General features: G+C 71.3%; 21 protein-coding genes. 13 read left to right on the top strand and 8 right to left on the bottom strand.

Features of this window, described 5'->3' with window-relative positions; genetic code table 11:
- The first annotated feature begins 488 nt into the window (after positions 1 to 488).
- The 3 genes from AW273_RS14740 (at position 489) to AW273_RS14730 (ending at position 3,182) form a co-directional block, all read left to right on the top strand.
- Positions 489 to 1,709: a glycosyltransferase gene (locus tag AW273_RS14740; RefSeq protein ID WP_062348872.1), complete on the top strand. Its 1,221-nt coding sequence runs from the start codon at positions 489 to 491 to the stop codon at positions 1,707 to 1,709.
- A complete protein-coding gene (locus tag AW273_RS14735; RefSeq protein ID WP_062348871.1) occupies positions 1,706 to 2,608 on the top strand; it encodes a TauD/TfdA family dioxygenase in 903 nt (300 codons plus the stop codon). The genes AW273_RS14740 and AW273_RS14735 overlap by 4 nt, the downstream gene beginning before the upstream one ends.
- A 133-nt stretch (positions 2,609 to 2,741) precedes the next feature.
- Entirely contained in the window at positions 2,742 to 3,182 is a 441-nt protein-coding gene (locus AW273_RS14730) for a beta/gamma crystallin family protein (RefSeq protein WP_062348870.1), read from the top strand.
- Here the strand turns inward: AW273_RS14730 and AW273_RS14725 are convergent, their stop codons facing one another.
- From AW273_RS14725 to AW273_RS14690, 8 genes are all read right to left on the bottom strand, one after another.
- Positions 3,183 to 4,202: a LacI family DNA-binding transcriptional regulator gene (locus AW273_RS14725; RefSeq protein ID WP_062348869.1), complete on the bottom strand. Its 1,020-nt coding sequence runs from the start codon at positions 4,200 to 4,202 to the stop codon at positions 3,183 to 3,185.
- 27 nt (positions 4,203 to 4,229) lie between these two features.
- Positions 4,230 to 5,666 carry a GH1 family beta-glucosidase gene (locus AW273_RS14720; protein ID WP_062348868.1) on the bottom strand — a complete coding sequence of 479 codons (1,437 nt, stop codon included), beginning with the start codon at positions 5,664 to 5,666 and terminating at the stop codon, positions 4,230 to 4,232.
- Positions 5,663 to 6,556 (bottom strand): carbohydrate ABC transporter permease, encoded by an 894-nt coding sequence (locus tag AW273_RS14715; RefSeq protein WP_062348867.1) that lies wholly within the window; start codon positions 6,554 to 6,556, stop codon positions 5,663 to 5,665. The genes AW273_RS14720 and AW273_RS14715 overlap by 4 nt, the downstream gene beginning before the upstream one ends.
- A complete protein-coding gene (locus AW273_RS14710; protein WP_062348866.1) occupies positions 6,553 to 7,527 on the bottom strand; it encodes a carbohydrate ABC transporter permease in 975 nt (324 codons plus the stop codon). The genes AW273_RS14715 and AW273_RS14710 overlap by 4 nt, the downstream gene beginning before the upstream one ends.
- 97 nt (positions 7,528 to 7,624) lie before the next feature.
- Positions 7,625 to 8,965, bottom strand: a complete 1,341-nt coding sequence (locus AW273_RS14705; RefSeq protein ID WP_062348865.1) for an ABC transporter substrate-binding protein — start codon at positions 8,963 to 8,965, stop codon at positions 7,625 to 7,627.
- A gap of 283 nt (positions 8,966 to 9,248) precedes the next feature.
- Entirely contained in the window at positions 9,249 to 9,845 is a 597-nt protein-coding gene (locus AW273_RS14700; protein ID WP_439648632.1) for a malonic semialdehyde reductase, read from the bottom strand.
- A gap of 58 nt (positions 9,846 to 9,903) precedes the next feature.
- Complete coding sequence (locus AW273_RS14695) at positions 9,904 to 10,365, bottom strand: MarR family winged helix-turn-helix transcriptional regulator (protein ID WP_062348863.1); 462 nt, start codon at positions 10,363 to 10,365, stop codon at positions 9,904 to 9,906.
- Positions 10,320 to 11,813: a sulfatase family protein gene (locus AW273_RS14690; RefSeq protein ID WP_062348862.1), complete on the bottom strand. Its 1,494-nt coding sequence runs from the start codon at positions 11,811 to 11,813 to the stop codon at positions 10,320 to 10,322. Before AW273_RS14690 ends, AW273_RS14695 begins: the two co-directional genes overlap by 46 nt.
- A gap of 217 nt (positions 11,814 to 12,030) precedes the next feature.
- Between AW273_RS14690 and AW273_RS14685 the strand changes: the two genes are divergently transcribed.
- From AW273_RS14685 to AW273_RS14640, 10 genes are all read left to right on the top strand, one after another.
- Positions 12,031 to 13,011, top strand: coding sequence for a hypothetical protein (locus AW273_RS14685; RefSeq protein ID WP_062348861.1), 981 nt, complete (start codon positions 12,031 to 12,033; stop codon positions 13,009 to 13,011).
- Entirely contained in the window at positions 13,008 to 14,207 is a 1,200-nt protein-coding gene (locus AW273_RS14680; protein WP_232327417.1) for a DUF6716 putative glycosyltransferase, read from the top strand. Before AW273_RS14685 ends, AW273_RS14680 begins: the two co-directional genes overlap by 4 nt.
- A gap of 91 nt (positions 14,208 to 14,298) precedes the next feature.
- Positions 14,299 to 15,576, top strand: coding sequence for an MSMEG_0569 family flavin-dependent oxidoreductase (locus AW273_RS14675; RefSeq protein WP_062348860.1), 1,278 nt, complete (start codon positions 14,299 to 14,301; stop codon positions 15,574 to 15,576).
- Complete coding sequence (locus AW273_RS14670) at positions 15,573 to 16,391, top strand: amidohydrolase family protein (protein ID WP_062348859.1); 819 nt, start codon at positions 15,573 to 15,575, stop codon at positions 16,389 to 16,391. Before AW273_RS14675 ends, AW273_RS14670 begins: the two co-directional genes overlap by 4 nt.
- A gap of 10 nt (positions 16,392 to 16,401) precedes the next feature.
- A complete protein-coding gene (locus AW273_RS14665) occupies positions 16,402 to 16,914 on the top strand; it encodes an MSMEG_0572/Sll0783 family nitrogen starvation response protein (RefSeq protein WP_062348858.1) in 513 nt (170 codons plus the stop codon).
- A complete protein-coding gene (locus AW273_RS14660; RefSeq protein WP_062348857.1) occupies positions 16,914 to 17,972 on the top strand; it encodes an MSMEG_0568 family radical SAM protein in 1,059 nt (352 codons plus the stop codon). The genes AW273_RS14665 and AW273_RS14660 overlap by 1 nt, the downstream gene beginning before the upstream one ends.
- A 4-nt stretch (positions 17,973 to 17,976) precedes the next feature.
- Positions 17,977 to 19,407 (top strand): MSMEG_0567/sll0787 family protein, encoded by a 1,431-nt coding sequence (locus tag AW273_RS14655; RefSeq protein ID WP_232327415.1) that lies wholly within the window; start codon positions 17,977 to 17,979, stop codon positions 19,405 to 19,407.
- 9 nt (positions 19,408 to 19,416) lie between these two features.
- Positions 19,417 to 20,241 carry a carbon-nitrogen hydrolase family protein gene (locus AW273_RS14650; protein ID WP_062348856.1) on the top strand — a complete coding sequence of 275 codons (825 nt, stop codon included), beginning with the start codon at positions 19,417 to 19,419 and terminating at the stop codon, positions 20,239 to 20,241.
- A gap of 3 nt (positions 20,242 to 20,244) precedes the next feature.
- Positions 20,245 to 21,066, top strand: coding sequence for a carbon-nitrogen hydrolase family protein (locus tag AW273_RS14645; RefSeq protein WP_062348855.1), 822 nt, complete (start codon positions 20,245 to 20,247; stop codon positions 21,064 to 21,066).
- Entirely contained in the window at positions 21,063 to 22,106 is a 1,044-nt protein-coding gene (locus tag AW273_RS14640; protein ID WP_062348854.1) for an MSMEG_0565 family glycosyltransferase, read from the top strand. The genes AW273_RS14645 and AW273_RS14640 overlap by 4 nt, the downstream gene beginning before the upstream one ends.
- Positions 22,107 to 22,133 lie beyond the last annotated feature (27 nt).

The raw sequence follows: 22,133 nt of genomic DNA, 5'->3' as shown, positions 1-22,133 counted from the left end.
ATCCTAATGTTGCGCTGAGTTGCAGAAACTTGCGGAACCCAATTAACCGTTATGGGAGCGCTCCCACCGCACCCCCACAAGAGATTAATCGAACCTATTCGCCGCGCGCAAGTGCGCGCCGCGCCCCACTGGGGAATGCCGGCTTACCCGCGAATTACCCATGAGTAAGCGAGTAGCCCTCCTTCGTTCTGCCGGCATGCAGGTCAGACATCCGGCAGCAGCATAGTATAGAACTTAAAAAAAGTCACGACCCCGAGGCTGTCCCGCATTCCCGGAGCACTGGAAGCGGCCGTTCCATTATGCGGGATCACCGTTGACAGGAACATGTCGCTACTGCTTCTTTGGTGGCATTCCAGGACGGGCATCCGGGAACAAGAGAGCGCTTTCTCAGTCGGAGTATCACCCACCGGCCGCCACCGATGCAAGGGAACAGAAACTTTCATGCGCAGCTCACTGTCAGCCGAAATTCCGGGCGCCGGGCGGGTGGCGTGCCGAGGATAATCGCCGTCACCCATGGCACCGACGGCGACGTGATGCCCTTCGTCCGGCTCGGGTCCGAGCTCCGCCGCCAGGGTCACGAGGTGACCCTGATCACGCACGCGCCCTACCGCGCGGCGGCGGCCGGCCTCGACTTCACCGCGATCGACACCGCCGAGCAGTTCGCCCGCCACCAGGCCGACACCGCCCAGCTCATGGACACCCGCGGCGGCCTCGGCTGGCTCGCCTTCTACGAGCGCAACGGCCTGTTCGAGCAGCTCGCCTTCGAGGTCAAGGCCATCGCCGAACGGCACGAGCCGGGCCGGACCGTCCTGGTCGGCCGGCACACCTCGGCCCTGTCGGTCCGGTTCGCCGCCGAACTGCTCGGCTGCCCCGTCGCCTGGGTCGCGGTCTCCCCGATCCAGGTCATGGGCGCGCGCCTGGCCGCCCACATGTACGCGACCGAACTCGCCGGGGGCTTCCAGTCCGTCCGGGACGACCTGGGCCTGCCGCCGATAACCGATTGGCACGGCTGGTTCGCCGGCGCGACCATGGACATCGGATTGTGGCCCCGCTGGTTCGACCAGGCGGGCACGAAATCCCCGGCCCGATTCGAACTCGCCGGTTTCGCGGTGCCCGACGCCGCCTCCCGGGAAACGTTCTCTCCGGACGTCGTCGCCGATCGACCGGTCCTCGTCTCGGGCGGCACCGGCCGCATGCTGAACGAGGCCTTCTACGCCTCCGCCCTGAAAGCGGTCGAGGGATTTCCGGCCGTGGTCGTCACGCCCTATCCCGAATTGTTGCCCACGCCATTGCCCGAAGGGGTGCGCTGGTTCGGACGGTTGCCGTTCGACCAGGTCGTGCCGGAAGTCAGGGCGGTCGTGCACCACGGCGGCATCGGCACCCTCACCCGCGCGCTGATGGCCGGCACCCCGCAATTGGTGCTCGCCGACGGCGCCGACCGTCCCGACAACGCCGCCCGGCTCGCCAAACTCGGGCTGGCACGATGGCTTCCGCCCGGGAAATGGCCCGAGGCGGGGGAAACGCTGCGCGATCTGCTCGCATCGGGGGAGCGGCCGGCAGCACCCGAGGACCTCGATCCGTCGGCGGGCGTCACGAGAGCGGCGGCCCTCGTCGCCTCGCTCCTCGGCCCGCCGCGCCCGGCTCGTCCCGTCCTCACGGAATCCCAGCGCGAAGCGCTCCGACGCCACCTCCGAAAAGGATCCCGATGAGCTGGCAACCCCATGAGTTACCCGGCGACGGCCGGCCCCTGGCCGAGTTCCTCCGCGACACCCCCGTCGACGACCTGCTGGTCGAGAAGAAGGCCCTGGTCTTCCGCGGCTTCGGCGTGACCGAGGCCGCCCTGGACGCGCCGATGGACCTGCTGCTGCCGAACCGGCTGGCCTACGTCCACGGCAACTCCCCGCGCACCAAGGTCGGCCAGAACGTGTACACCTCGACGGAGTACCCGGCCGAGTACACGATCTCCATGCACAACGAGTTGTCCTACGCCGCGTCGTGGCCGTCGCGGCTGATGTTCTTCTGCGCCAAGGCCGCCGAGTCGGGCGGCGCGACCCCGGTCGTCGACGGCGTGACGTGGCTGGAGTCCCTCGATCCGCCGGTCCGGGAGGCGTTCGCCAAGGGCGTGCGCTACACCCAGAACCTGCACGGGGGGATGGGTCTCGGCAAGAGCTGGCAGGAGACGTTCGAGACCTCGGACAAGAAGGCGGTCGAGGCCTTCCTCGACGCCTCCGCCGCCGAGTGGACGTGGCGGTCCGACGGCGGGCTGCGGGTGACCCAGGTCCGCCCGGCGACGACCCGCCACCCGGTGACGGGGGCGGAGGTCTGGTTCAACCAGTCCGACCAGTGGCACCCGGCGTCCCTGGGCGACGAGACCGCGATGATGCTCGCCGAGATCATGCCGCCGGAGGACCTACCGCAGTCCGTCCAGTACGCCGACGGCACGCCGATCCCGCCCGGCCACGTGATCCAGGTGCGCGACCGGGGCCTGGAGCACGCCGTCGACGTGGACTGGCGGACGGGCGACGTGCTGCTGATCGACAACGTCCTGGTCGGCCACGGCCGCCGGCCCTTCACCGGCTCCCGCCGGGTCCTGGTCGCGATGAGCTGACCTCCCAGTCGAGCGGCCGGTCCGGTCGGGAGAGCCGGGCCGGCCGCTTGGGCCCGCCGCTTGAAGGAAGCACAAGCGGCCTCCAAGGCGTGATCGGCAGACTCCTCCGCAGACACCGTCTCAAGGAGGAATCATGTCCATCATCAGCAAGCGGCTTCTCGGCGCGGCCGTCGTGGCGCTGGGCGTCCTGGGCGCCGCGAGCCCCGCCCAGGCCGTCACGCTCGACTTCCGGACGCTCTATCTGTTCGACGACGCGGGCTACGAGGGCGCGAAGGTCCCGGTGCAGACGCTCGAATGGAACGAGCTCGGCCAGTTCTGGGTCTACCGGCAGGTCTCCAAGCCGGAGTTCCCCACGTTCAACGACAAGACCAGTTCGCTGATCAACAACGACTGGAGGGCCTGGGTCGTCTTCGACGACAAGAACTACCAGGACCGCCGTTACTGCATCAGGCCCGGCGAGACCGTGCCGAACCTCAGCGCGCAGCAGTTCAAGTTCAACGACAAGATCTCCTCGGCCCTGCGGCTGGAGGGTGCGAGCTGCGCCGGCTACCCGGCCTTCTTCACCACCGGCTGATCAGGTCGACGCCCTGATCACCAGGTGGGTGTCGAGGATGACGACCGGCTGCTCCAGCGGCTCGCCGTTGATGCGGGCGACCAGGAGCTGCACCATCTGCCGGCCCATCGCCTCGGTCGGCTGGTGGACGCTGGTCAGCGGCGGCTCGGTGTGCAGGGCCACCTTCGAGTCTTCGAAGCCGATCAGCGCGACGTCCTGCGGCACCGCGCACCCCCGCTCGCGCAGCACCCGCAGCGCGCCGACCGCCATCGGGTCGGAGGCCGCGAACACGGCGTCGAGGTCGGGGTGGCGGTCGAGCAGTTCGCGCATCGCGGTCGAGCCGCTCTCTTCGGAGAAGTCTCCGTAGGCGACGCGTTCGGTCAGGCCGGTCGCGAGGAGGGCGTCGCGGTAGCCGGCCAGTCGGTCGACGCCCACGCCCATGTCCTGGGGACCGGCGATGGTCGCGATGCGGGTGCGGCCCTTGCCGAGAAGGTATTTGACCGCCTGCCGGGCCCCCGCCCGGTTGTCCATGTCGACGTAGCTGTAGGGGTTGAGCCCCACGGGGCGGCCACCGAGGACGGTGGGCACACCCAGCTCTTCGAGACGTCCCGGCAGGGGGTCGGCGCCGTGGACCGAGGTCAGCAGGACGCCGTCGACGTGCTGCCCGGTCAGATAATGTTCCAGGCGGTCGTGCTCGTTGCGGTTCTGGGCCATGCTCAGGATGAGCTGGAGGCCCGTCTCGGCCAGCGCCGACCCGATTCCCCTGATCAGGCCGGCGAAGTAGGGCTCGTCGAACACGCGCTGCTCGGATTCCGACACCACCAGGGCGATGGTGTCGGTCCGGTTGGTGACGAGGGTGCGGGCCGCCCGGTTGGGGACGTATCCGAGTTCGTCGATCGCGAGCAGGACGGCGTCGCGGGCCTTCTCGCTCACCTTCGGCGAGCCGTTGATGACCCGTGAAACCGTTCCTCGCCCGACTCCGGCACGCGCGGCGACGGCTTCGAGCGTCGGCCTCGCGACCGAGCGGCGGTCCCCGTTCATCAGTCCTGCCCCCTCACCACGTTCACGCTATTGTGCCGGACCCCGGAGGCCCCCGTGCCGGATGGTCTCGGCGTACCAGAGAGCGCTATCTTTCAGGATGCGCGTCTGGGTTGGGTAGTCCACGTACACCAGGCCGAATCTCTTGCCATAACCCCACGCCCACTCGAAATTGTCCATCAGCGACCAGGCGAAGTAGCCCTCCAGCGGCACGCCCGCCTCGATGGCCTGGTGGCAGACCCTCAGGTGGGTGTCGATGTAGGCCTGGCGTTCCACGTCGTGGATCGCGCCGTCTTCGGTGACCACGTCGTCGTAGGCGGCGCCGTTCTCTGAAATGTACAGAGGGATGGCGGGGTACTCGTCGCGCAGGCGGGTGAGGACCTCGAACAGGCCGCCGCCGTCGACCTCCCAGCCCATGCCGGTGACCGGACGGCCGCCGTTGACGAAGCCGACGTGCTCGTTGCCGGGCCACGCCGAGCCGGTGTCGGTGGGGGCCGCCGAGGCCGACTTGGTGCCGCCCTCGGCGCCGGTGACGGTGAAGCGGCTGTAGTAGTTGATCAGCAGCATGTCGAGCGGGGCCGCGATCAGCTCCAGGTCGCCGTCCTTGATGTACTCCTCCGGCGCGATCAGCGGCGTCAGGTCGTCGAGGACGTCCTGCGGGTAGCGGCCGCGCATGATGGCGTCGAGGAAGAAGCGGTTCTGCACGCCGTCGATGCGGCGGGCGGCGTCGCGGTCGGCCTCGCTGTCGGTCTGCGGGCTGATCGCGTACAGGTTGACGCAGCCGCCGATCCGGGTGTCGGCGCGCTGGGCCCGCATCGCCTGGACGGCCAGGCCGTGGGCCAGGTTCAGGTGGTGGGCCGCCTTGATCGACTCCGCCGGGACCCGGCGGCCGGGGGCGTGCTCGCCCGAGGAGTAGCCGAGGAACGCCGCGCACCACGGCTCGTTGACCGTGGCCCAGTTGGCCACCCGGTCGCCGAGGGCGCCGTGGACGACGGCGGCGAAGTCCGCGAAGCGCTTCGACAGGTCGCGCGACGGCCACCCTCCGTCGTCTTCCAGGGCCTGCGGCAGGTCCCAGTGGTAGAGCGTCACCCACGGCGAGATGCCGTAGGAGAGCAGCTCGTCGACCAGCCGCTTGTAGAAGTCGAGGCCCTTGGTGTTGACCTCGCCCTTGCCGTCGGGCTGGATGCGGGTCCAGGAGACCGAGAACCGGTAGGCGGTCAGCCCCAGGTCGGCCATCAGCCGCACGTCGTCGCGGTAGCGGTTGTAGTGGTCGATCGCCACCGAGGCGTCGTCGCCCTCGACGACCCGCCCGGGTTGCGCCACGAAGGTGTCCCAGATGGAACGGCCGCGGCCGTCGGCCGTGAGGGCGCCTTCGATCTGGTAGGCCGACGTCGCGCTGCCCCAGACGAAGCCGGTGGGGAAGACCAGACCAGGGGTGTCGATCTGGGTCTCTGTGTTCTGGGTCACTCCTTGACCGCACCTTCCATGAGTCCGCCGATGATCTGGCGGCCGAAAAAGACGAATACCAGCAGAAGAGGAATGATCGAGACCGTCGTGCCCGCGAAGATGAGCACGTAGTTGGTCGAGTAACGGTCGTTCAGAGCCCTCAGCGCGACTTGCACAGTCGGATTGTCCGGCGTGAGCACGATGAGAGGCCAGAGGAACTCGTTCCAGATCAGCATGAACGTCTGGATCGCCAGCACCGCCATGCCGGGCCGGACCGCCGGCACCGCGACGTTCCACCAGATGCGCAGGGTGCTCGCGCCGTCGACCCGCGCGGCCTCGACCAGTTCCCTCGGTACGGCCTGGCGCGTGTACTGCGTCATGAGGAACACCCCGAAACCGTTCACGAGGAACGGCAGGATGACCGCCTTGAGGGTGTTCGTCCAGCCCAGGGTGACCATCATCTGGTAGAGCGGGACGATGCCCATCTGCTGGAGCGGCACCATCATGGTCAGCACGACCGACAGCAGCAGCAGGTTGCGGCCCCTGAAGGTGAGCGAGGCGAACGCGAACCCGGCCAGGGTCGAGATGATCACGATGCCGATCGTCACCGTGCAGGCGATGATGATCGAGTTGACGATGCCCGTCATGAAGTGGGCGTTCTCGGCCTCGAAGACGGCCCTGATGTTGTCGCCCAGGTTGCCGGCCGGGATCAGCGGCGGCGGCATGCTGTGCGCGTCCTCGTTGGTGCGGGTCGCGATGACGATCATCCAGTAGATCGGGAAGATCGACAGGAAGATGGCCAGGCCGAGGCTCGCCTTGGTCAGGACGGACGCGCGGAACGGGTCGAGCCGCGAGGTGCCGGCCTCGGTCGGGCGCGGGGCCCGGGGCGCCCGATGTGTGATCGTCGTCATCGTGATCTCCCGATGCCGCGGACGATGGCGAAGTTGATCAACGCGGTGATCATGATGAGCAGGAACAGGATCCAGGCCGCGGCCGCGGCGTAGCCGTACTGGAAGTCCCGGAAGCCCTCCTTGACGATGAACATGGCCACCGTCTGGAACTGGCCCGTCGTGCCGCCGGTCATCAGGCCGGCGCCGAACATCACCGGTTCGGCGAACAGGGTGAAACCGCCGATCGTCGAGACGATGACGGTGAAGATGATCGTGGGCTTGAGCAGCGGGACCGTGATGCCCCAGAACTGGCGGCGGGGGGAGGCGCCGTCGATCGCGGCGGCCTCGTAGAGGTCCTTGGGGATCGTCTGCATCGCGGCCAGGTAGATGATCGCGTTGTAGCCGGTCCAGCGCCAGTCGACCATGGTCGCGATGGCGATCCACGACGACCACTTCTGGTTCTGCCAGTGGATCGGGTCGACCCCGAACCAGCCCAGCACCCAGTTGACGATGCCGTAGTCACGGCCGTACAGCTGGGTGAAGACGACCGCGACCGCCACCACCGAGGTGATCAGCGGCGCGAGCACGCTCAGCCGCAGCACCAGCCGGCCGCGCAGCTTCTTGTTCAGTGCGTTGGCCAGCAGCAGCGCGAGCAGCAGCTGCGGCACCGTCGCGATCACGAAGATGCCGACGGTGTTGAGCACCGAGTTCCAGAACTTGTCGTCCGCGAGCAGCTCGGTGTAGTTCTCCAGGCCGATGAACGTCTTGTCGCCGGCGAGCTGCCAGTCGTGCAGCGAGACCCAGGCGGTGAAGATCAGCGGGAAGATGCCGAAGATCGCGAACAGGATGAAGTAGGGCGAGACGAAGAAATAGGGAGTGGCCCGCAGGTCCAGCCAGGACCAGAATCTCCGGCCGCCCGGCGGCCGCGCGTGCCGCCGGGGCCCGGGTGGCACCGTGCGGGTCCGGGAGCCCGCGTCGACGCTGAGGCTCATCGTCAACCTTTCGTGGAAGGAGCGGCCGGGGGGATCCGGCCGCTCAAGTGAGTGACCGGCCCCTCGGTGCAGGGGCCGGTCGGGCACGGCCGGGGGGTCAGCCCGCGGCCTTCACGCCCTCCTCCACGAATCGGGTCCAGGCCTCGTCCCACTTGACCGAGCCCTGGTCGGCGCCCACGAGGACCTCTCCGACGGCGGCCTTCACCTGGGCGTGCTTCTCACCGAAGAACACCGGCGAGAGCTGCGCCACCGAGGCGGCGAAGATCGGGCCGCTCGGCGCGTCGTTGAAGTAGGCGTTCTTGGCCTCGGCCACCGCGGGGTCCTGCTGGGCCGGAATCGAGCTCGGGAAGTTGCCGCCCTCCTTGAACGCCGCGACCTGGCCCTCCTTCCCGGTCAGGAAGTTGAGGACCTCGGCGGCCTCCTTCGGGTGCTTGCTCTGCGAGGGCACCATCAGCCACGAGCCGCCCCAGTTGCCGGAGCCGCCGGGCACCGCCGCGACGTCCCACTTCTTGGCGTTGCCCTCACCGGAGGTGCCGGAGATCACGCCGAGCATCCACGACGGGCAGCCCATGGTGGCGAAGCCACCCTTCTGCATGGCCGTGTTCCACTCTTCGCTCCAGGAGCGCAGCTTGGCGGTCAGACCGGCCGTGCTGAGCTGCTGCACGTAGTCGAAGGCGGCCTTGACGCCCGGGTTCTTGTCGACGATGAGCTGCTGGCCCTTGTCGAAGTAGATCTGGCCGCCGTTCTTGCCGGCCTCCTGGGCCAGCACCGACTCGTAGACGGTGTTGGCGCCGTCGACGAAGCCCGCGTCCGGCACCTTCGCCTTGAACTTCTTGCCGACCTCGAGGTAGTCGTTCCACGTCGGCCAGAGCTTGGAGACCTCGTCGCGGTTGGTCGGCAGGCCGGCCTTCTCGAACAGGTCGGTGCGGTAGCACATGGCCATGCCGCCGATGTCGGTGCCGAGGGCGAACAGCTTGCCCTCGGTGTTGACGCCGGTGTCCCACTTGTAGGCGGGGAAGTCGGCCTTACGGCTGTCGAGGCCGTACTGGCCGAGGTCGGCGAAGTACTGCGGGCGGGCGGCCATGAGGCCCATCGCGCCCTCGTCCATGCCGATGATGTCGCCCGCGCCGCTGCCGGCCTCCAGCCACTGGAGGACCTGGGGCAGGTAGGTGTCCTCGAACCGGTCGGTCAGGTTGACGTACTTGACCTGGACGTTCGGGTTCGCGGCGTTCCACTGGGCCACGGCGTCGTCGTAGGCGAAGTTCTCGCCGCCGCCGAAGGTGTTCAGCGTGAGCTCGATCTTCTCGGCAGGGGCCGCGGAGCCGCCCGCGCTGGGTGCCGCTGCGGGTGCCTCATCGCCGCCGCAGGCAGCGGCCGTGAAGGCCAGCGCCCCTGCGGCCACGGCCGCGAGCACACCGCGGCGCGTGTTGTTCATCATTCCGGACCCCTCTCAGGTGGTTCCCGAATTTGTGACAGAAGGTGGCTCCCGGCCGATCCCCGAACTGCTCAGCAGGTTGGGAGCGCTCCCACGAAGAGTCCACTATGGGCAACGCACCCGTCAATATGCCGAAACCTAACTGTTACTCCGGTAACGGTTAGAGGCGTAGAAATGGACATGAATCGACAAAAAGTACATACCCGCAGTTGGGAGCGCTCCCAGTTCATAGAGAACAAAGTGGCCCATCTCCACTGGGAGAGGGGCCACTTGGGGTCGGGCGTGGTCAGACGGTGGTGACGGCCTCATGGAGGTCGAGACGGGGGTTGCGGGCGTACCAGGCGTCCGGGCCGGGCCGGCCGATGTTGACCACGGCGAGTACCTCGTGCCGGCCCTCCGGGAAGAACTCCTTCTCCAGGGCGGCCTTGTCGAACCCGGCCATCGGCCCGGCGGCCAGGCCGTGGGCGCGCACGCCGACGATGAAGTAGCCCACCTGCAGAGCGCCGTTGAACCGTGCCGACTCCACCCGCTGGTCACGGTCGGAGAACGCGTCCTTCGCCCCCGGGAAGTGCGGGAACGTCCGCGGCAGGTGCTCGTGGAAGTCGACGTCGGCGGCCAGGACGGCGACCAGCGGGGCGGCGGCGGTCTTCGCCTTGTTCCCCGGCGCCATGTGCTCGACCAGTCTGGCCCGCGCTTCGGGGGAGCGGACGTAGACGATGCGCAGCGGCTGGGTGTTCATGGCGGTCGGGCCCCACTTGACCAGGTCGTAGATCGCGTGCGCGGTCTCGTCGGAGACGGGCTCGTCGGTGAAGGTGTTGGCCGTCCGGGCGTCGCGGAACAGCAGGTCCTGGCCGGCGGCGTCGAGGGCGCGCTCGGTTGTGATGGCACTCATGTGGTCCCACAACCTTCTGCTCGGGCAATATCTTCCCGCGCAACTGAATTTATTCCGTGAGGACTTCCTCCAGCCGGGCCAGCGCCCGCCGCAGCGTCTCCCGCTCGGCGGCGGACAGCGGGGCCTCGAAGTGGCGGTCGACGACGCGTACGTGCACGTCGACCGCCCGCAGGAAGATCTCCGAGGCCTGGGCGGTGGGCCGGATCAGGGTCACCCGCCGGTCGCCCTCGTGGCGGCCCCGGGTGACCAGCCCCGCCTTCTCCATCCGGTCGAGCAGCCGGGTCATCCCCCCGCTGGTCAGCGTCAGGTCGAGGGCGTTGATCGCGGTGCAGGCGCCGTGGTCGCGGTAGAGGCGCATGAGCACCTCGAACATCACGTGGGTGATCCCGACCTCCTCCTGCAGCGCCTTGTCGATCAGGCGTTCCAGCGCGGTGGCCGACCGGATGAGATGGCCGAAGCCGGGGCTCAGCCGATCACATGCGGCCCGTTCTGGGGTCGGGGTCCGATCCATTGCACTCCTGACGGGGGGAAATCTGAGCGTTCGCCCAAAATCGTATCGGCGACCCGGCAACCCGCCCCCGAACAGGCGTGCAGCGCGGCCAGCCGGCCCGACAGGCCGGCGATCAGCGCCGGGTCGGCGGTGGCGGCCAGGTTCGTGAGCTGGTGAGGGTCGCCGATCATGTCGTAGAGCTGGCGCTCGCCGGTGGCGTACTCGACGTAGGCGTGGGTCTCGGTGCGCAGTGCCCGGTAGGTGGGCGGGCAGCCGGGCGCGTAGTCGGGCTTGTCGAACTCGACCAGCACCGCGTCGCGCCACGGCACCCGCCGGCCCTGCAGCAGCGGGACCAGCGACCGGCCCTCGACGAAGCCCGGCACCTGCGCGCCGGCCAGCTCGGCGAAGGTCGGGCCCAGGTCGACCGTCGAGCCCAGCGAGGTGTCGACCCGCCCGGCCGGCACCCCCGGCCCGCGCACGATCATCGGGACCCGGATGTCCTCCTCGTAGGGTGTCGTCTTGCCCGAACGCAGCCGGTGCTGCCCCAGGTGGAAGCCGTTGTCCGAGCCGAAGAAGATGTAGGTGTCGTCGAGCTTGCCGGCCTGCTCCAGCGCCGAGACGACCGTGCCGACCAGGTCGTCGAGGCCCGCCGTGGAACGCAGCCGGTCGCGGTACATCTGGTCGATGTTGCGCCGGACCCGCTTCGGTATGCGCCCGCGCTGCTGCACCCAGAGCGGCTCGGCCGACACGTCCTCCTGGTTGTAGGAGGGGGTGCGCGGCGCCCTGACCCCCTCGAAGGCGTCGGCGTGGCGCGGCGCGTGGTTGGCCGGGCGGTGCGGCGCGGTGGGGGTCAGGTAGAGGAAGAACGGGTCACTGCGGCTCACGAACCCGGCGGCCTTCTGGGCCAGCACGTCGGTCAGGTAGTCCTCCGGCTGCTCGCCGCGCTCGACGATGATGCCGTCGTCGTTGAGGGCGTAGCCGTATTCGCGGTAGAGGTTGGTGACCGGCACCGCCCATTCGTCCCAGCCCGGCGGGATGTAGGTGCGTGGCACCTCGGGGCTCGGATACTGGTTCAGGTACTTGCCGAACAGGGCCGTGCGGTAGCCTGCGCCCTTCATCCAGGTGCCGATCGTGCTCTCCTCCAGCGGCTTGAACCGCGGGAAGCCGCCGGTGGGGAAGCGGTTGCTGGTCACGCCGTGGCTGTGGATGTACTGCCCGCGCAGGATCGACGACCGCGACGGGCAGCACCACGGGTTCGTCACGTAGAAGTGGGAGAACGTGGTCCCGCTCGACGCCAGCCGGGAGATGTTGGGGAACCGGTGGAGGTCGGCCGTGTCGAGGTCGTCGGCGAGGATGAAGACGACGTTCGGAGGGGCCTTCTTGGCCACCGTGGCCGTCGCGGGCGTTATGGTCAGCGGCGCCGCGATGAAGGCCAGGGCGAGGCCGCAGGAGAGACTCCTCTTCAACATGGGGCAGATCATTGCCGCTGTTACACCTGCGAAAACGTACATTTAGCACCGGACCGTGCACGATACGTAGTGGATTCTCCCAACCGGTTGCACCGTTCTAAGACCTCGTGGACAGTGATTCACATGAGATCCGGGGGTTCACGTATTCGGCTGTTCACCCGTCGTTCCCTGTCCTGTTGCGATCGGCGGCTACCGTGAGCCCGTCGTGAACGGGTCCATGGAGAGTTCTGCGAGTAATGGCGGTTCGTCCGTCGCGTGGGTCGAGTCCCCGCTTCAGCTTCTCTGCGTCATCGAGGCGCAGCACGCGGGTCTGCTCGGCGACGACGCCGTCGTCGTGCCGCGTTCGGGCCTGCCCGCGCTTCGGCTGACCCGCAACGAGATCTCCCGGCTCGCTCTGCCCGACGGGCTGCGGTTCGCCGAGCCGTCGGCGAAGATGCCCAAGCCCGGCCGGTCGTGGGCGGTGGGCGACGCCTTCTCGGGCCGCGTCCAGCTCAGTCTCCTGACCTCCCCGGTGCGCCGGCTGCTGCTCGTCGACGACGGGCTGGCCACCATCCGGCTGCTCGAACTCCTCGCCGAGCGCCGCCCGCTGCTGCGCGCCCGCGCCGTGCCGGGCACCGCGCGCACCGCCATGGGGGCCGTCGCCGGGGTGCGGCTGCGCCGGCTGGCCCGCCGCGGCCGGCTCACCGTCTTCACCGCGCTGCCGGTGCCCGACGAGGTCGCCGACGCCGTCCGCGCCCTCGGCGCCTCCGTCGTGCGACACGACTTCCCGTGGTTGCGCAGCCAGCCCGGCAGGCGTCCGCCGGCCGAGAAGACGGTCGTGCTGGGCACCTCCCTGGTGCGCAACGGGCTGATCCACCGCGAGGCCTACGTGAAGTGGCTGACCGGGCTCGACGAGCCGGTCGCCTACTACCCGCACCGCCGCGAAGACCCCAGAGACCTCGACCGGGTCCGCCGCATCGACGGCGTCACGGTCTACGAGAGCGGCGCCCCCGCCGAGATGACCCTGCGCGACCTGCGGCCCGGCCAGCGGGTGCTGAGCCTGCCGTCGACGGCGGTCACTTCTCTCCGTATCCTGCTGCGGGCACGCGGCGTCTCGGTGGAGACGGTCGACGTGCCGGACGAATGGTGGACCGCCTCGGCGGGTCCCTCGCTCCGCTCCCACCTCCAGCTTTTCGCACACGAAAGAGTCGCTCCTTGATCCGCGTTTTCGCCGTGGCCGATTCCGACTCCTACCTGAAATGGGCCGCGGGGCTGGTCGGAGGGGCGCCCGGCGACTGGAAGCTCGAACTCGCCGTGGTGCGCACCCCCATCGCCCCCTCGGAGTCGCAGATCGCCGCCGCCGTGAGCGGCACCCGTTTCCACGACGTGCCGACGCTGGGCGCGCGGGCGCTGCGCAAGGCCGCCGAGCGGTTCCGGCCCGACGTGATCCTGGTGTCGTGCACTGGCCCGGTCGTCGACGCGCTGGTCAGCGAGGTGCTCGCCGGGCTGAGGCCGCGCCCCGTGTTCGTCACCGGGCTGCCGGGCATCTCGGTTCCGGCGACCGAGAAGGCCTGGATCTACCGCAGCGGCTGCGACCTGTTCATCCTCCACTCCGGCCGCGAGGTGCGGGAGTTCGGCGAGATCGCCCAGCGGCTCGGCGGCGGCGGGCAGGTGGCGCTGGCGCGGCTGCCCTACCTCGACCTGACCGGCCACCCCTCGGCAGGGGAGACGCGCGACCGCGTCGTGTTCGCCACCCAGGCCAAGGTCCCGGTGAGGCGCGACGACCGCGAGAGCGTGCTGCTGGCGCTGAAGGCGCTCGCCGAGGCCCGGCCCGACCTGCGGGTGGTCGTCAAGCTGCGGGCCCGCGACGACGAACGCCAGACCCACAACGAGAAGCACCACTACGAGCGGCTCTGGAACACCATGGCCGCCGAGGGCCGCGTCCCGGCGGGCCTGCTGTCGTTCGAGGCCGGGCCGATGCACGAGCACCTGGCCCGCGCCCACGGGTTCGTCACCGTCTCCTCGACGGCGGCGCTGGAGGCCATCGCCCAGGGTGTGCCGCTGCTGGTGCTGTCGGACTTCGGGGTCAGCGCCGAGATGATCAACCTGGTGTTCGAGGGCTCCGGCTCGCTCGGCACGCTCGACGACCTCGCCAAGGCCGGCTTCCGCACCCCGACCCCCGAGTGGTGCGCGGCCAACTACTTCCACGAGGCCGCCCACAACGACTGGGTCGTCCGCACCCTCGCCCTCGTGGAGCGCGCCCGCGCGGGCACGCTGGCGCCCTCGTCGTCGCTGCTCGACGGCCCCCAGCACGCCGCCGCCCGCCGCCGCGCGCGGTTGCGCATCGAGGTGCCGCCCAAGGTGCTCCGCTACGGCTACCGCGCCAAGAAGAAGATCCGCAAGTTGCTCAAGTAACGACCGCCCGTCACGGCGCGTGCGCATCCGTTGACGGGGATTTGTTCCGGATGACATCGATCGGCAACGGCCCGCTCATGCACTGAGGGGCATGAGAGTCGACGGTTCCGCCCACCCCGTGGTGGTGATCGGCGGCGGCCAGGCCGGGTTGTCGATGAGCCACTGCCTGACCCGCCTGGGCGTCGGCCACGTCGTGCTGGAGCGTGGCCGCGTCGGCGAGTCGTGGCGTTCCCGGCGCTGGGACTCCTTCTGCCTGGTCACCCCGAACTGGCAGTGCGACCTGCCCGGACACCCCTACGCGGGCGGCGACCCCGACGGCTTCATGGTGCGCGAGGAGATCGTCGCCTACCTGGAGGGGTACGCCGCCTCGTTCGCGCCGCCCGTCGTCGAACACGTGACGGCCACCCGGCTGACCGCCGTCGAGGGCGGCTTCGCCGTCACCACCGACCGGGGCGTGCTGACCGCCGGGCAGGTCGTGGTCGCGACCGGCCCCTACCAGACGCCGGTCGTGCCCCGGATGGCCGAGCGGCTCACCGTGCCGTCGCTGCACTCCGACGCCTACCGCGCCCCGGACGGCCTGCCCGACGGCCCGGTGCTCGTGGTGGGGAGCGGGCAGTCGGGCTGTCAGATCGCCGAGGACCTGTTCCTGGCCGGCCGGACCGTGCACCTCGCCGTCGGGACCGCGCCCCGGGTCGCGCGCCGCTACCGGGGGCGCGACGTGGTCGAGTGGCTCGACCTGATGGGCCACTACGACCGGCCGATCACCGAGTTCGACGACCCGGAGGCGGTGCGGGCCCGCGCCAACCACTACGTGACCGGGCGCGACGGCGGCCGGGACATCGACCTGCGGGCCTTCGCGCTCCAGGGCATGCGCTTACACGGACGGCTCACCGGGATCACCGGGGGCCGTCTCCACTTCGCCGACGACCTGGCCGCCAACCTCGACCACGCCGACGCGGTGTCCGAGGGCGTGCAGGACTCCGTGGACGCCTACATCGCCTCGAACGGGATCTCGGCCCCCGCCGGGGAGCGCTACGTGCCGGTCTGGCGGCCACCGGCGGGGACCTCGACGGTCCGCGAGGAGGAGATCGCCGCCGTCGTCTGGTGCACCGGCTTCCGGCGCGACCACTCCTGGATCAGGGTCCCCGTGTTCGACGGGACCGGCTACCCCGCCCACACGCGCGGGGTGACCCGCTGGCCCGGTCTCTACTTCCTCGGCCTGCCCTGGTTGCACACCTGGGGCTCCGGCCGCATCGTGGGGGTCGGCCGCGACGCCGAGCACCTCGCCGGGCACGTCTCGGCCCACCTCGCCGGGCAGGCGCCCGCGGCCTCCGGCTACCACGTCCACCCCGAGCTGCTGGGGACGTGATGATCAGAGACGCCCACCGCCACCTGGGGATCCTGCCCGCTCACCCCTTCTACGGCGGGCCGCCGGTCCGGCCCGACGTCGGCGCCCGCGCCACCATCACCGAGCTCCTGCGCGACCTCGACCGCGAGGGCACCGAACGGGCGCTGGTGATCCCCAACTACGGCGTGCCCGACCCGGCCGTCGCGTTCTCCTTCAACGACCTCTGCGTCGAGGCCGCGGCCCGCGACGACCGGATCCGGGCCGGGTTGTGGGTCTCGCCGCGGCCCGCGGACGAGTCGCGCACGCTGGCCGCGCTCGCGCTCGCCAGCGAACCCGGGGTCCGGGCGCTGAAGCTGAGCTTCCTGCTCGGCGGACGCCCCGCCGACCCCTCCTGCCGGGCGCTGCTCGACCGCATCTTCACCGTCGCCCGCGACGGGGACCTGGTCGTGCACGTCCACACCTCGCCCGGCGCCGCCTCCGACGTCGACGAGATCGCCCACCTGGTCGAACGGTACGGCGACGCCGTCGCCATCCACCTCGTGCACTTCGGCGGCGGCGCGTCGGGCCACATCAAGCTGGCCGGGTCGAGGTTCTTCGACTGGATCGCGGCCGGCAAGCGCGTCTACACCGACCTCTCCTGGGCCATCGGGTTCGCCCCGCGCTGGCTGGCCCGGGAGATCGACCGGCGCGGCTTCGGCCACGACCGGCTGCTGTTCGCCAGCGACGAACCCTGGGGCGACCACCCCGGGGAGCACGCCCGGCTCAGCGCCGCCGTGGGGGACGGCGAGCTGGCCCGGCTGGTCTTCCACGACACCTTCGAGAAGCTGTATGGATAGGAGCCCCGACATGACCGAACTGACCGACCTGGAGCAGGCCAGCCTCACCGAGATCCCCCACCCGTCGCTGCCCGACGGGTCGAGCCTCTACGGTGAGACGAAGGTCTTCCCCGACTACAAGGCCGAAGACGGCGAGACCTACTTCACCCTGGTGCACGGCATCGCGCACGAGTCGTCGGTCAGCTTCGTGGCCGTCCTCCAGGCGACCCGGGCGCTCCGCAAGGGCTTCGAGTCGGCCATCTACTTCTACGGGCCGGGGTCGCTGAACTGCCTGGCCACCCGGGGCTTCCCGACGACCGGCAACTCGGCGTTCCCCGGCGAGCACAACATCAACAACTCGCTGAAGACGTTCATCGCCGAGGGCGGCAAGGTCTTCTGCTGCCGGTTCGGGCTGTCGCTGCACGGCGCGCGCGAGGAGGACCTCATCGAGGGGGTCATCCCGACCCACCCGCTCGACGTCCAGGACGCGCTGATCCATTACACCCGCAAGGGCGCCGTCATCAACTCGACGTACATGTTCTGATGACCGACCGCGTCTCCACCCGCGTCGACGTGGCCATCCGGGGGGTCCGGCTCGACGCGCCCGTACGGCGGACCGGGGGAGCCGGTCCGTCGGACGACGGGCACCTGCTCGTCGACGGCGCCAACGCAGCGCTGCCCCTCGACCCCGCCAGCCCCTACGTCGTCCGCGACGGGCGGCTCTACCTGGGCGGCACCGACATGGGCGTGGCCGTCCGGGCCGTCCGCCGGCCCCGGTTCTACGACCTGGCCACGGCCGACGGCGTGCCCTACGAGAAGATCGCCAAGCTCCACGGGGCCGATGTGCTGGCCACGACCGTGGTGCAGACCTGCGTGCGGTACGCCGAGGAGGAACGTTGCCGGTTCTGCGCGGTGGAGGAGTCCCTCGCCTCCGGCGCGACCGTGGCGGCCAAGACGCCCGCGCAGCTCGCCGAGGTGGCCGCCGCGGCGGTCCGGCTGGACGGGGTGCGGCAGATGGTCATGACGACCGGGACCACCTCGGGCCCCGATCGCGGGGCCAGGGTGCTGGCGCGGTCGGTCCGGGCCGTGCTGGCCGCGGTGCCGGGGCTGCCGATCCAGGTGCAGTGCGAGCCGCCCGCCGACCTGGCCTGGATCGCGGAGCTGCGGCGGGCCGGGGCGCACGCGATCGGGATCCACGTCGAGTCGCTCGACGACGACGTGCGGCGGCGCTGGACGCCCGGGAAGGCCCGCACGCCGCTCTCCGACTACTGGACCGCCTGGGACGAGGCGGTCCGCGTCTTCGGCCGCAACCGGGTGTCGACCTACCTGCTCATCGGGCTGGGGGAGTCGGCCGACGAACTCGTCGCGGGGGCCTCCGAGCTGATCGCCCACGGCGTCTACCCCTTCGTGGTGCCCTACCGGCCGCTCGCCGGGACGCTGGGGCGGCGCGACGGCGTACCGGCGCCGTCGGGGGAACTGGTCAGGGACGTGACCGAACGGGTGGCCGCGATGTTGCGCGGCGCCGGGATGACCGGCGCCGGGCAGGGCGCGGGGTGCGCGGCCTGCGGCGCGTGCAGCGCCCTGGCGACGGCGGGCGGGTGACGGCGTGACCTCCGTCTGCGACGTGCTGCTCACCGGCTCGCCCGCGTTCGCCGCCCCCCGCGCGCTCGACGTGCCCGCGCTCCTCGGTGGGCTCGCACCCGCGCCCGCCCGGTTCGTCGTCGAGGCGACGGCCGACCGTGGTTGCCTGTACGCCTACCGGCTGCTCCGCCGGCGGGTCTTCGTCGAGGAGCAGGGGCTGTTCGAGGACGACGACCTGGACCACCGCGACGAGGATCCGCGCACCGTCGTGCTGGTGGCCCGGGACGCCGCCGGGGTCGTCGTGGGCGGGGTGCGGCTCGGGCCGGAGCCCGACGGCCCCGACATCGGCTGGTGGCGCGGCTCGCGGCTCGTCGTCGACCCGGCGCTGCGCGGCGTCCCCGGGGTGGGGGCCGCGCTGGTGCGGGCGGCGTGCGCGCACGCCGAGGCCGCCGGGGTGTTGCGGTTCGAGGCGGACGTGCGGGAACGGGCACTCCCGCTGTTCACCCGGCTCGGGTGGCGGCCGGTCCGGCCCGTGCGCGTCGCCGGGCGGCCCCACCACACGATGCGGTGGCCCATCGGGCGGCTGGCCCGCGCCGCCGCCGGGAAGGCCGTGCTCGGGCCGCTGCTGCGCGGGCTCTCGCCCGGCGGGCGCGGGTGGGTCGGCGACGACGGCGCGCCGGTGCCGGGCAGCGACGTGGTCGCGGCCTGCGACGCGATCCTGCCGTCGATGGTCGAACGCGACCCCGACTGGGCCGGATGGTGCTCGGTGCTGGTCAACCTCAACGACCTCGCCGCGATGGGCGCGACCCCGGTCGGGCTGCTCGACGCGCTCGGGGCCCGCGACGCCTCGTTCGCGGCCCGGGTGCTGACCGGGCTGCGGCGCGCGTCGAGCGCCTACGACGTGCCGGTCCTCGGCGGCCACACCCAGCTCGGGGTGCCGGCCGCGCTCTCGGTCACCGCGCTCGGGCGGGCCGTGTCGCCGGTGCCCGGCGGGGGCGGGCGTCCGGGGCATCCGGTACGGCTGACCGCCGACCTCGGCGGCCGGTGGCGGACCGGCTACACCGGGCGGCAGTGGGACTCCACCTCGACCCGGACCACCGAGGATCTGCGCGCCATGCTCGGCGCGGTCGGCGCGGCCCGGCCCGCCGCGGCCAAGGACGTCTCCATGGCCGGGATCGCCGGGACGCTGGGCATGCTGGCCGAGGCGAGCGGGTGCGGCGCGGTGCTCGAACCCGCGCGGGTGCCCCGGCCCGCCGGGGTCGCCATGGGCGACTGGCTGACCTGCTTCCCCGGGTTCGCCATGCTCACCGCCGGCGGTCCCGCGCTGCCCGCCGGGCCCGCGACCGGCGCGGAGTGCGGTGAGCTCGTGGCCGGGAGCGGCGTGCGGCTGCGCTGGCCCGACGGCGTGGTGACGGAGGGCGTGCCCGGCGCGGTCACCGGACTCGGAACGGCCTGAGGAGGACGCATGACCATTCGGCTGGCGGCGGTCGCCGCCCCGTTCGGCCGGGACCTCGACGCGTGCTTCGCCACGATCGAGGCCCTGGCGTCGAAGGCCCGCTCGGAGGGGGTGTCGGTGCTGGCGCTGCCCGAGGCGTGCCTGGGCGGCTACCTGGTCAACCTCGGCGGCTCGGCCGCCGGGCCGCCCGCGCTGCGCCGCGACGGCCCGGAGCTCCGGCGCCTGGCCGCCATCGCCGGGGACCTGGTGATCTGCGCCGGCTACTGCGAGGCCGACGGCGACACGCGGTTCAACTCCGTCGTCTGCCTGACCGGTGACGGCGTACTCGGCCACCACCGCAAGGTCCACCAGCCGCTCCGCGAAGACCGCAGCTACGCGGCGGGCGACGGCTTCACGGCCTTCGACACCCCGGCCGGGCGCATGGGCATGATGATCTGCTACGACAAGGCGTTCCCCGAGTCGGCCCGGTCGCTGGCCCTCGACGGCGCCGAGATCGTCGTCTGCGTGTCGGCCTGGCCCGCCAGCCGCACCGACCCCGCGCCCGACCTGGCCGACGACCGGTGGACCCGCCGGTTCGACCTGTTCGACCAGGTGCGGGCCCTGGAGAACCAGGTGGTCTGGATGTCGTCGAACCAGTCGGGTTCTTTCGGCGACCTGCGGTTCGTCGGCCGCGCCAAGATCGTCGCACCGGGCGGGGAGATCCTCGCCGCGACCGGCGTCGACGGCGGGTTCGCCGTCTGCGACGTGGACGTGCCCGGCGTGCTGGCCGCCGCCCGGCGGTCGATGGGGCACCTGCGGGATCGCCGTCCCGAGGCGTATGCGGCAGGATCGTGACCCGTGCTCCGCATCGCCGCCGCCTCCGCGCACTTCGGCCGTGACCTGGAATTCGACCTCCAGCGGGTCGCCAAGCTCATCGCCGACGCGCGCCAGGAGGGCGCCGGGCTGCTCGTCCTGCCCGACGCCGCCCTCGGCGGCTACCTCGCCGACCTGCGCCACCCCGACCCGGCCGCGCTGCCGCCCGCGCTCGACCCCGACGACCCGCTGATCATGCGGGTCGCCGGACTGGCCGCCGAGATGGTCGTCTGCGTCGGCTACTGCGAGGCCGAGGGGGAGTCGCGGTTCAACGCGGCCGTCTGCGTGAGCGGCGACGGCGTCCTCGGCCGCCACCGCAAGGTGCACCTGCCGGCCGGGGAGATCGCCGCCTACTCGCCCGGCGACCGCTTCGACGCGTTCGACACCCCGGTCGGGCGGCTCGGCATGCTGATCGACTACGACAAGACCTTCCCCGAGTCGGCCCGGTCGCTGGCCCTCGACGGCGCCCAGATCGTCGCCTGCCTGTCGGCCTGGCCCACCAGCATCACCAACCGGGCCCCGCGCATGGCCCAGGACCGCCAGTCGCGCCTGTTCGACCTGTACGACTGTGCCCGCGCCGCCGAGAACCAGGTGGTGCTGGCCTCGTCGAACCAGACCGGCGCGATGGGCGGGATGCGGTTCCTCGGCCAGGCCAAGGTGGTCGGTCCGGGCGGCGACATCCTGGCGCGGACGTGGTCGAAGGCCGGGCTCGCGGTCGCCTCCGTCGACGTGGCGGCGGAGATCGCCCAGGCGCGGCGGGTGCTGCGGCACATCGGCGAACGGCGGCCGGAGGCCTACCGGGCATGAGGATCGCGCTGCTGACCTACTCGACCAGGCCGCGCGGCGGGGTCGTGCACACCCTGGCCCTCGCCGAGGCGCTGGCCGACCTCGGGGCGGAGGCCGAGGTGTGGGCGCTGGGACGCGGCGGCGACCGCCGCTTCCACCGCCGGGTGCGGGTGCCCGTCCACATCGTCGACTGCCCCGACGTGCCCGGCGAGACGGTGGGGGAGCGGGTCCTGCGCTCGATCGACCTGCTGCGGGAGGCGTTCACGCCGTCCGCGTACGACGTCGTGCACGCCCAGGACTGCATCACCGCCAACGCCGCCGGGCGCTGCGTCCGGACGGTCCACCACCTCGACCACTTCACCACCCCCGAGCTGGCCGCCTGCCACGAACGTGCCCTGGTCGAACCGTTCGCGCACGTCTGCGTGTCGTCGGCGGTGGCGGCCGAGTTGGCCGACGGGTGGGGGATCTCGGCGTCGGTGATCCCCAACGGCGTGGACGCCGCCCGCTTCGCGGCGGCCGACGGGTCGGCCTGGCGCGCCCGCTTCGGCACGTACGTCCTGACCGTGGGGGGCATCGAACCCCGCAAGGGCTCCCTCGACCTGCTGGAGGCGCACGCCCTGCTGCCGGGGTATCCGCTGGTCGTCGCGGGCGGCGAGACGCTGTTCGACTACCGGGGTTACCGGTCGGCGTGGGAGGCCCGCGCCGCGGAGCTGGGCGTCGCGCCGGTCGTGCTCGGCGCGGTGCCGCACGACGACCTGCCCGGCCTGGTGGCGGGCGCGGCGGCGTTCGCGTTCCCGTCGACGAAGGAGGGCTTCGGCCTGGCCGCCATGGAGGCGCTGGCGGCCGGGGTACCGCTGGTGGTGCGCGACCTGGCCGTCTTCCGCGAGGTCTTCACCGGCGCGGCCCTGTTCGCGACCGATCCCGCGTCGCTCGCGGCGGCGCTGCGGGAGGCGGTGACGGTCCCGTCGCCGGAACGGGTCGCCCACGGGAAGGCGCTGGCCGCCCGGCACACGTGGCGGAAGGCGGCGCAGGCGCACCTGGAGTTCTACCGGGCGCACTGACGGGCGCCGGTGCGGGGAAGTCCGCCT

The sequence above is a fragment of the Herbidospora yilanensis genome, from assembly GCF_001570565.1.
Lineage (GTDB): Bacteria > Actinomycetota > Actinomycetes > Streptosporangiales > Streptosporangiaceae > Herbidospora > Herbidospora yilanensis.
Note: the sequence above shows the minus strand (reverse complement) of the source record. Positions and strands in the feature narration are given on the sequence as shown.

What these genes read in the sequence shown, in the direction of transcription:
- AW273_RS14685 (WP_062348861.1), top strand. Translation starts at nt 12,031, where the DNA reads ATGGAGAGTTCTGCGAGTAATGGCGGTTCGTCCGTCGCGTGGGTCGAG.
- AW273_RS14690 (WP_062348862.1), bottom strand. Translation starts at nt 11,813, where the DNA reads ATGTTGAAGAGGAGTCTCTCCTGCGGCCTCGCCCTGGCCTTCATCGCG.
- AW273_RS14710 (WP_062348866.1), bottom strand. Translation starts at nt 7,527, where the DNA reads ATGAGCCTCAGCGTCGACGCGGGCTCCCGGACCCGCACGGTGCCACCC.
- AW273_RS14695 (WP_062348863.1), bottom strand. Translation starts at nt 10,365, where the DNA reads ATGGATCGGACCCCGACCCCAGAACGGGCCGCATGTGATCGGCTGAGC.
- AW273_RS14730 (WP_062348870.1), top strand. Translation starts at nt 2,742, where the DNA reads ATGTCCATCATCAGCAAGCGGCTTCTCGGCGCGGCCGTCGTGGCGCTG.
- AW273_RS14640 (WP_062348854.1), top strand. Translation starts at nt 21,063, where the DNA reads ATGAGGATCGCGCTGCTGACCTACTCGACCAGGCCGCGCGGCGGGGTC.
- AW273_RS14665 (WP_062348858.1), top strand. Translation starts at nt 16,402, where the DNA reads ATGACCGAACTGACCGACCTGGAGCAGGCCAGCCTCACCGAGATCCCC.
- AW273_RS14650 (WP_062348856.1), top strand. Translation starts at nt 19,417, where the DNA reads ATGACCATTCGGCTGGCGGCGGTCGCCGCCCCGTTCGGCCGGGACCTC.
- AW273_RS14705 (WP_062348865.1), bottom strand. Translation starts at nt 8,965, where the DNA reads ATGATGAACAACACGCGCCGCGGTGTGCTCGCGGCCGTGGCCGCAGGG.
- AW273_RS14735 (WP_062348871.1), top strand. Translation starts at nt 1,706, where the DNA reads ATGAGCTGGCAACCCCATGAGTTACCCGGCGACGGCCGGCCCCTGGCC.
- AW273_RS14725 (WP_062348869.1), bottom strand. Translation starts at nt 4,202, where the DNA reads ATGAACGGGGACCGCCGCTCGGTCGCGAGGCCGACGCTCGAAGCCGTC.
- AW273_RS14660 (WP_062348857.1), top strand. Translation starts at nt 16,914, where the DNA reads ATGACCGACCGCGTCTCCACCCGCGTCGACGTGGCCATCCGGGGGGTC.
- AW273_RS14675 (WP_062348860.1), top strand. Translation starts at nt 14,299, where the DNA reads ATGAGAGTCGACGGTTCCGCCCACCCCGTGGTGGTGATCGGCGGCGGC.
- AW273_RS14715 (WP_062348867.1), bottom strand. Translation starts at nt 6,556, where the DNA reads ATGACGACGATCACACATCGGGCGCCCCGGGCCCCGCGCCCGACCGAG.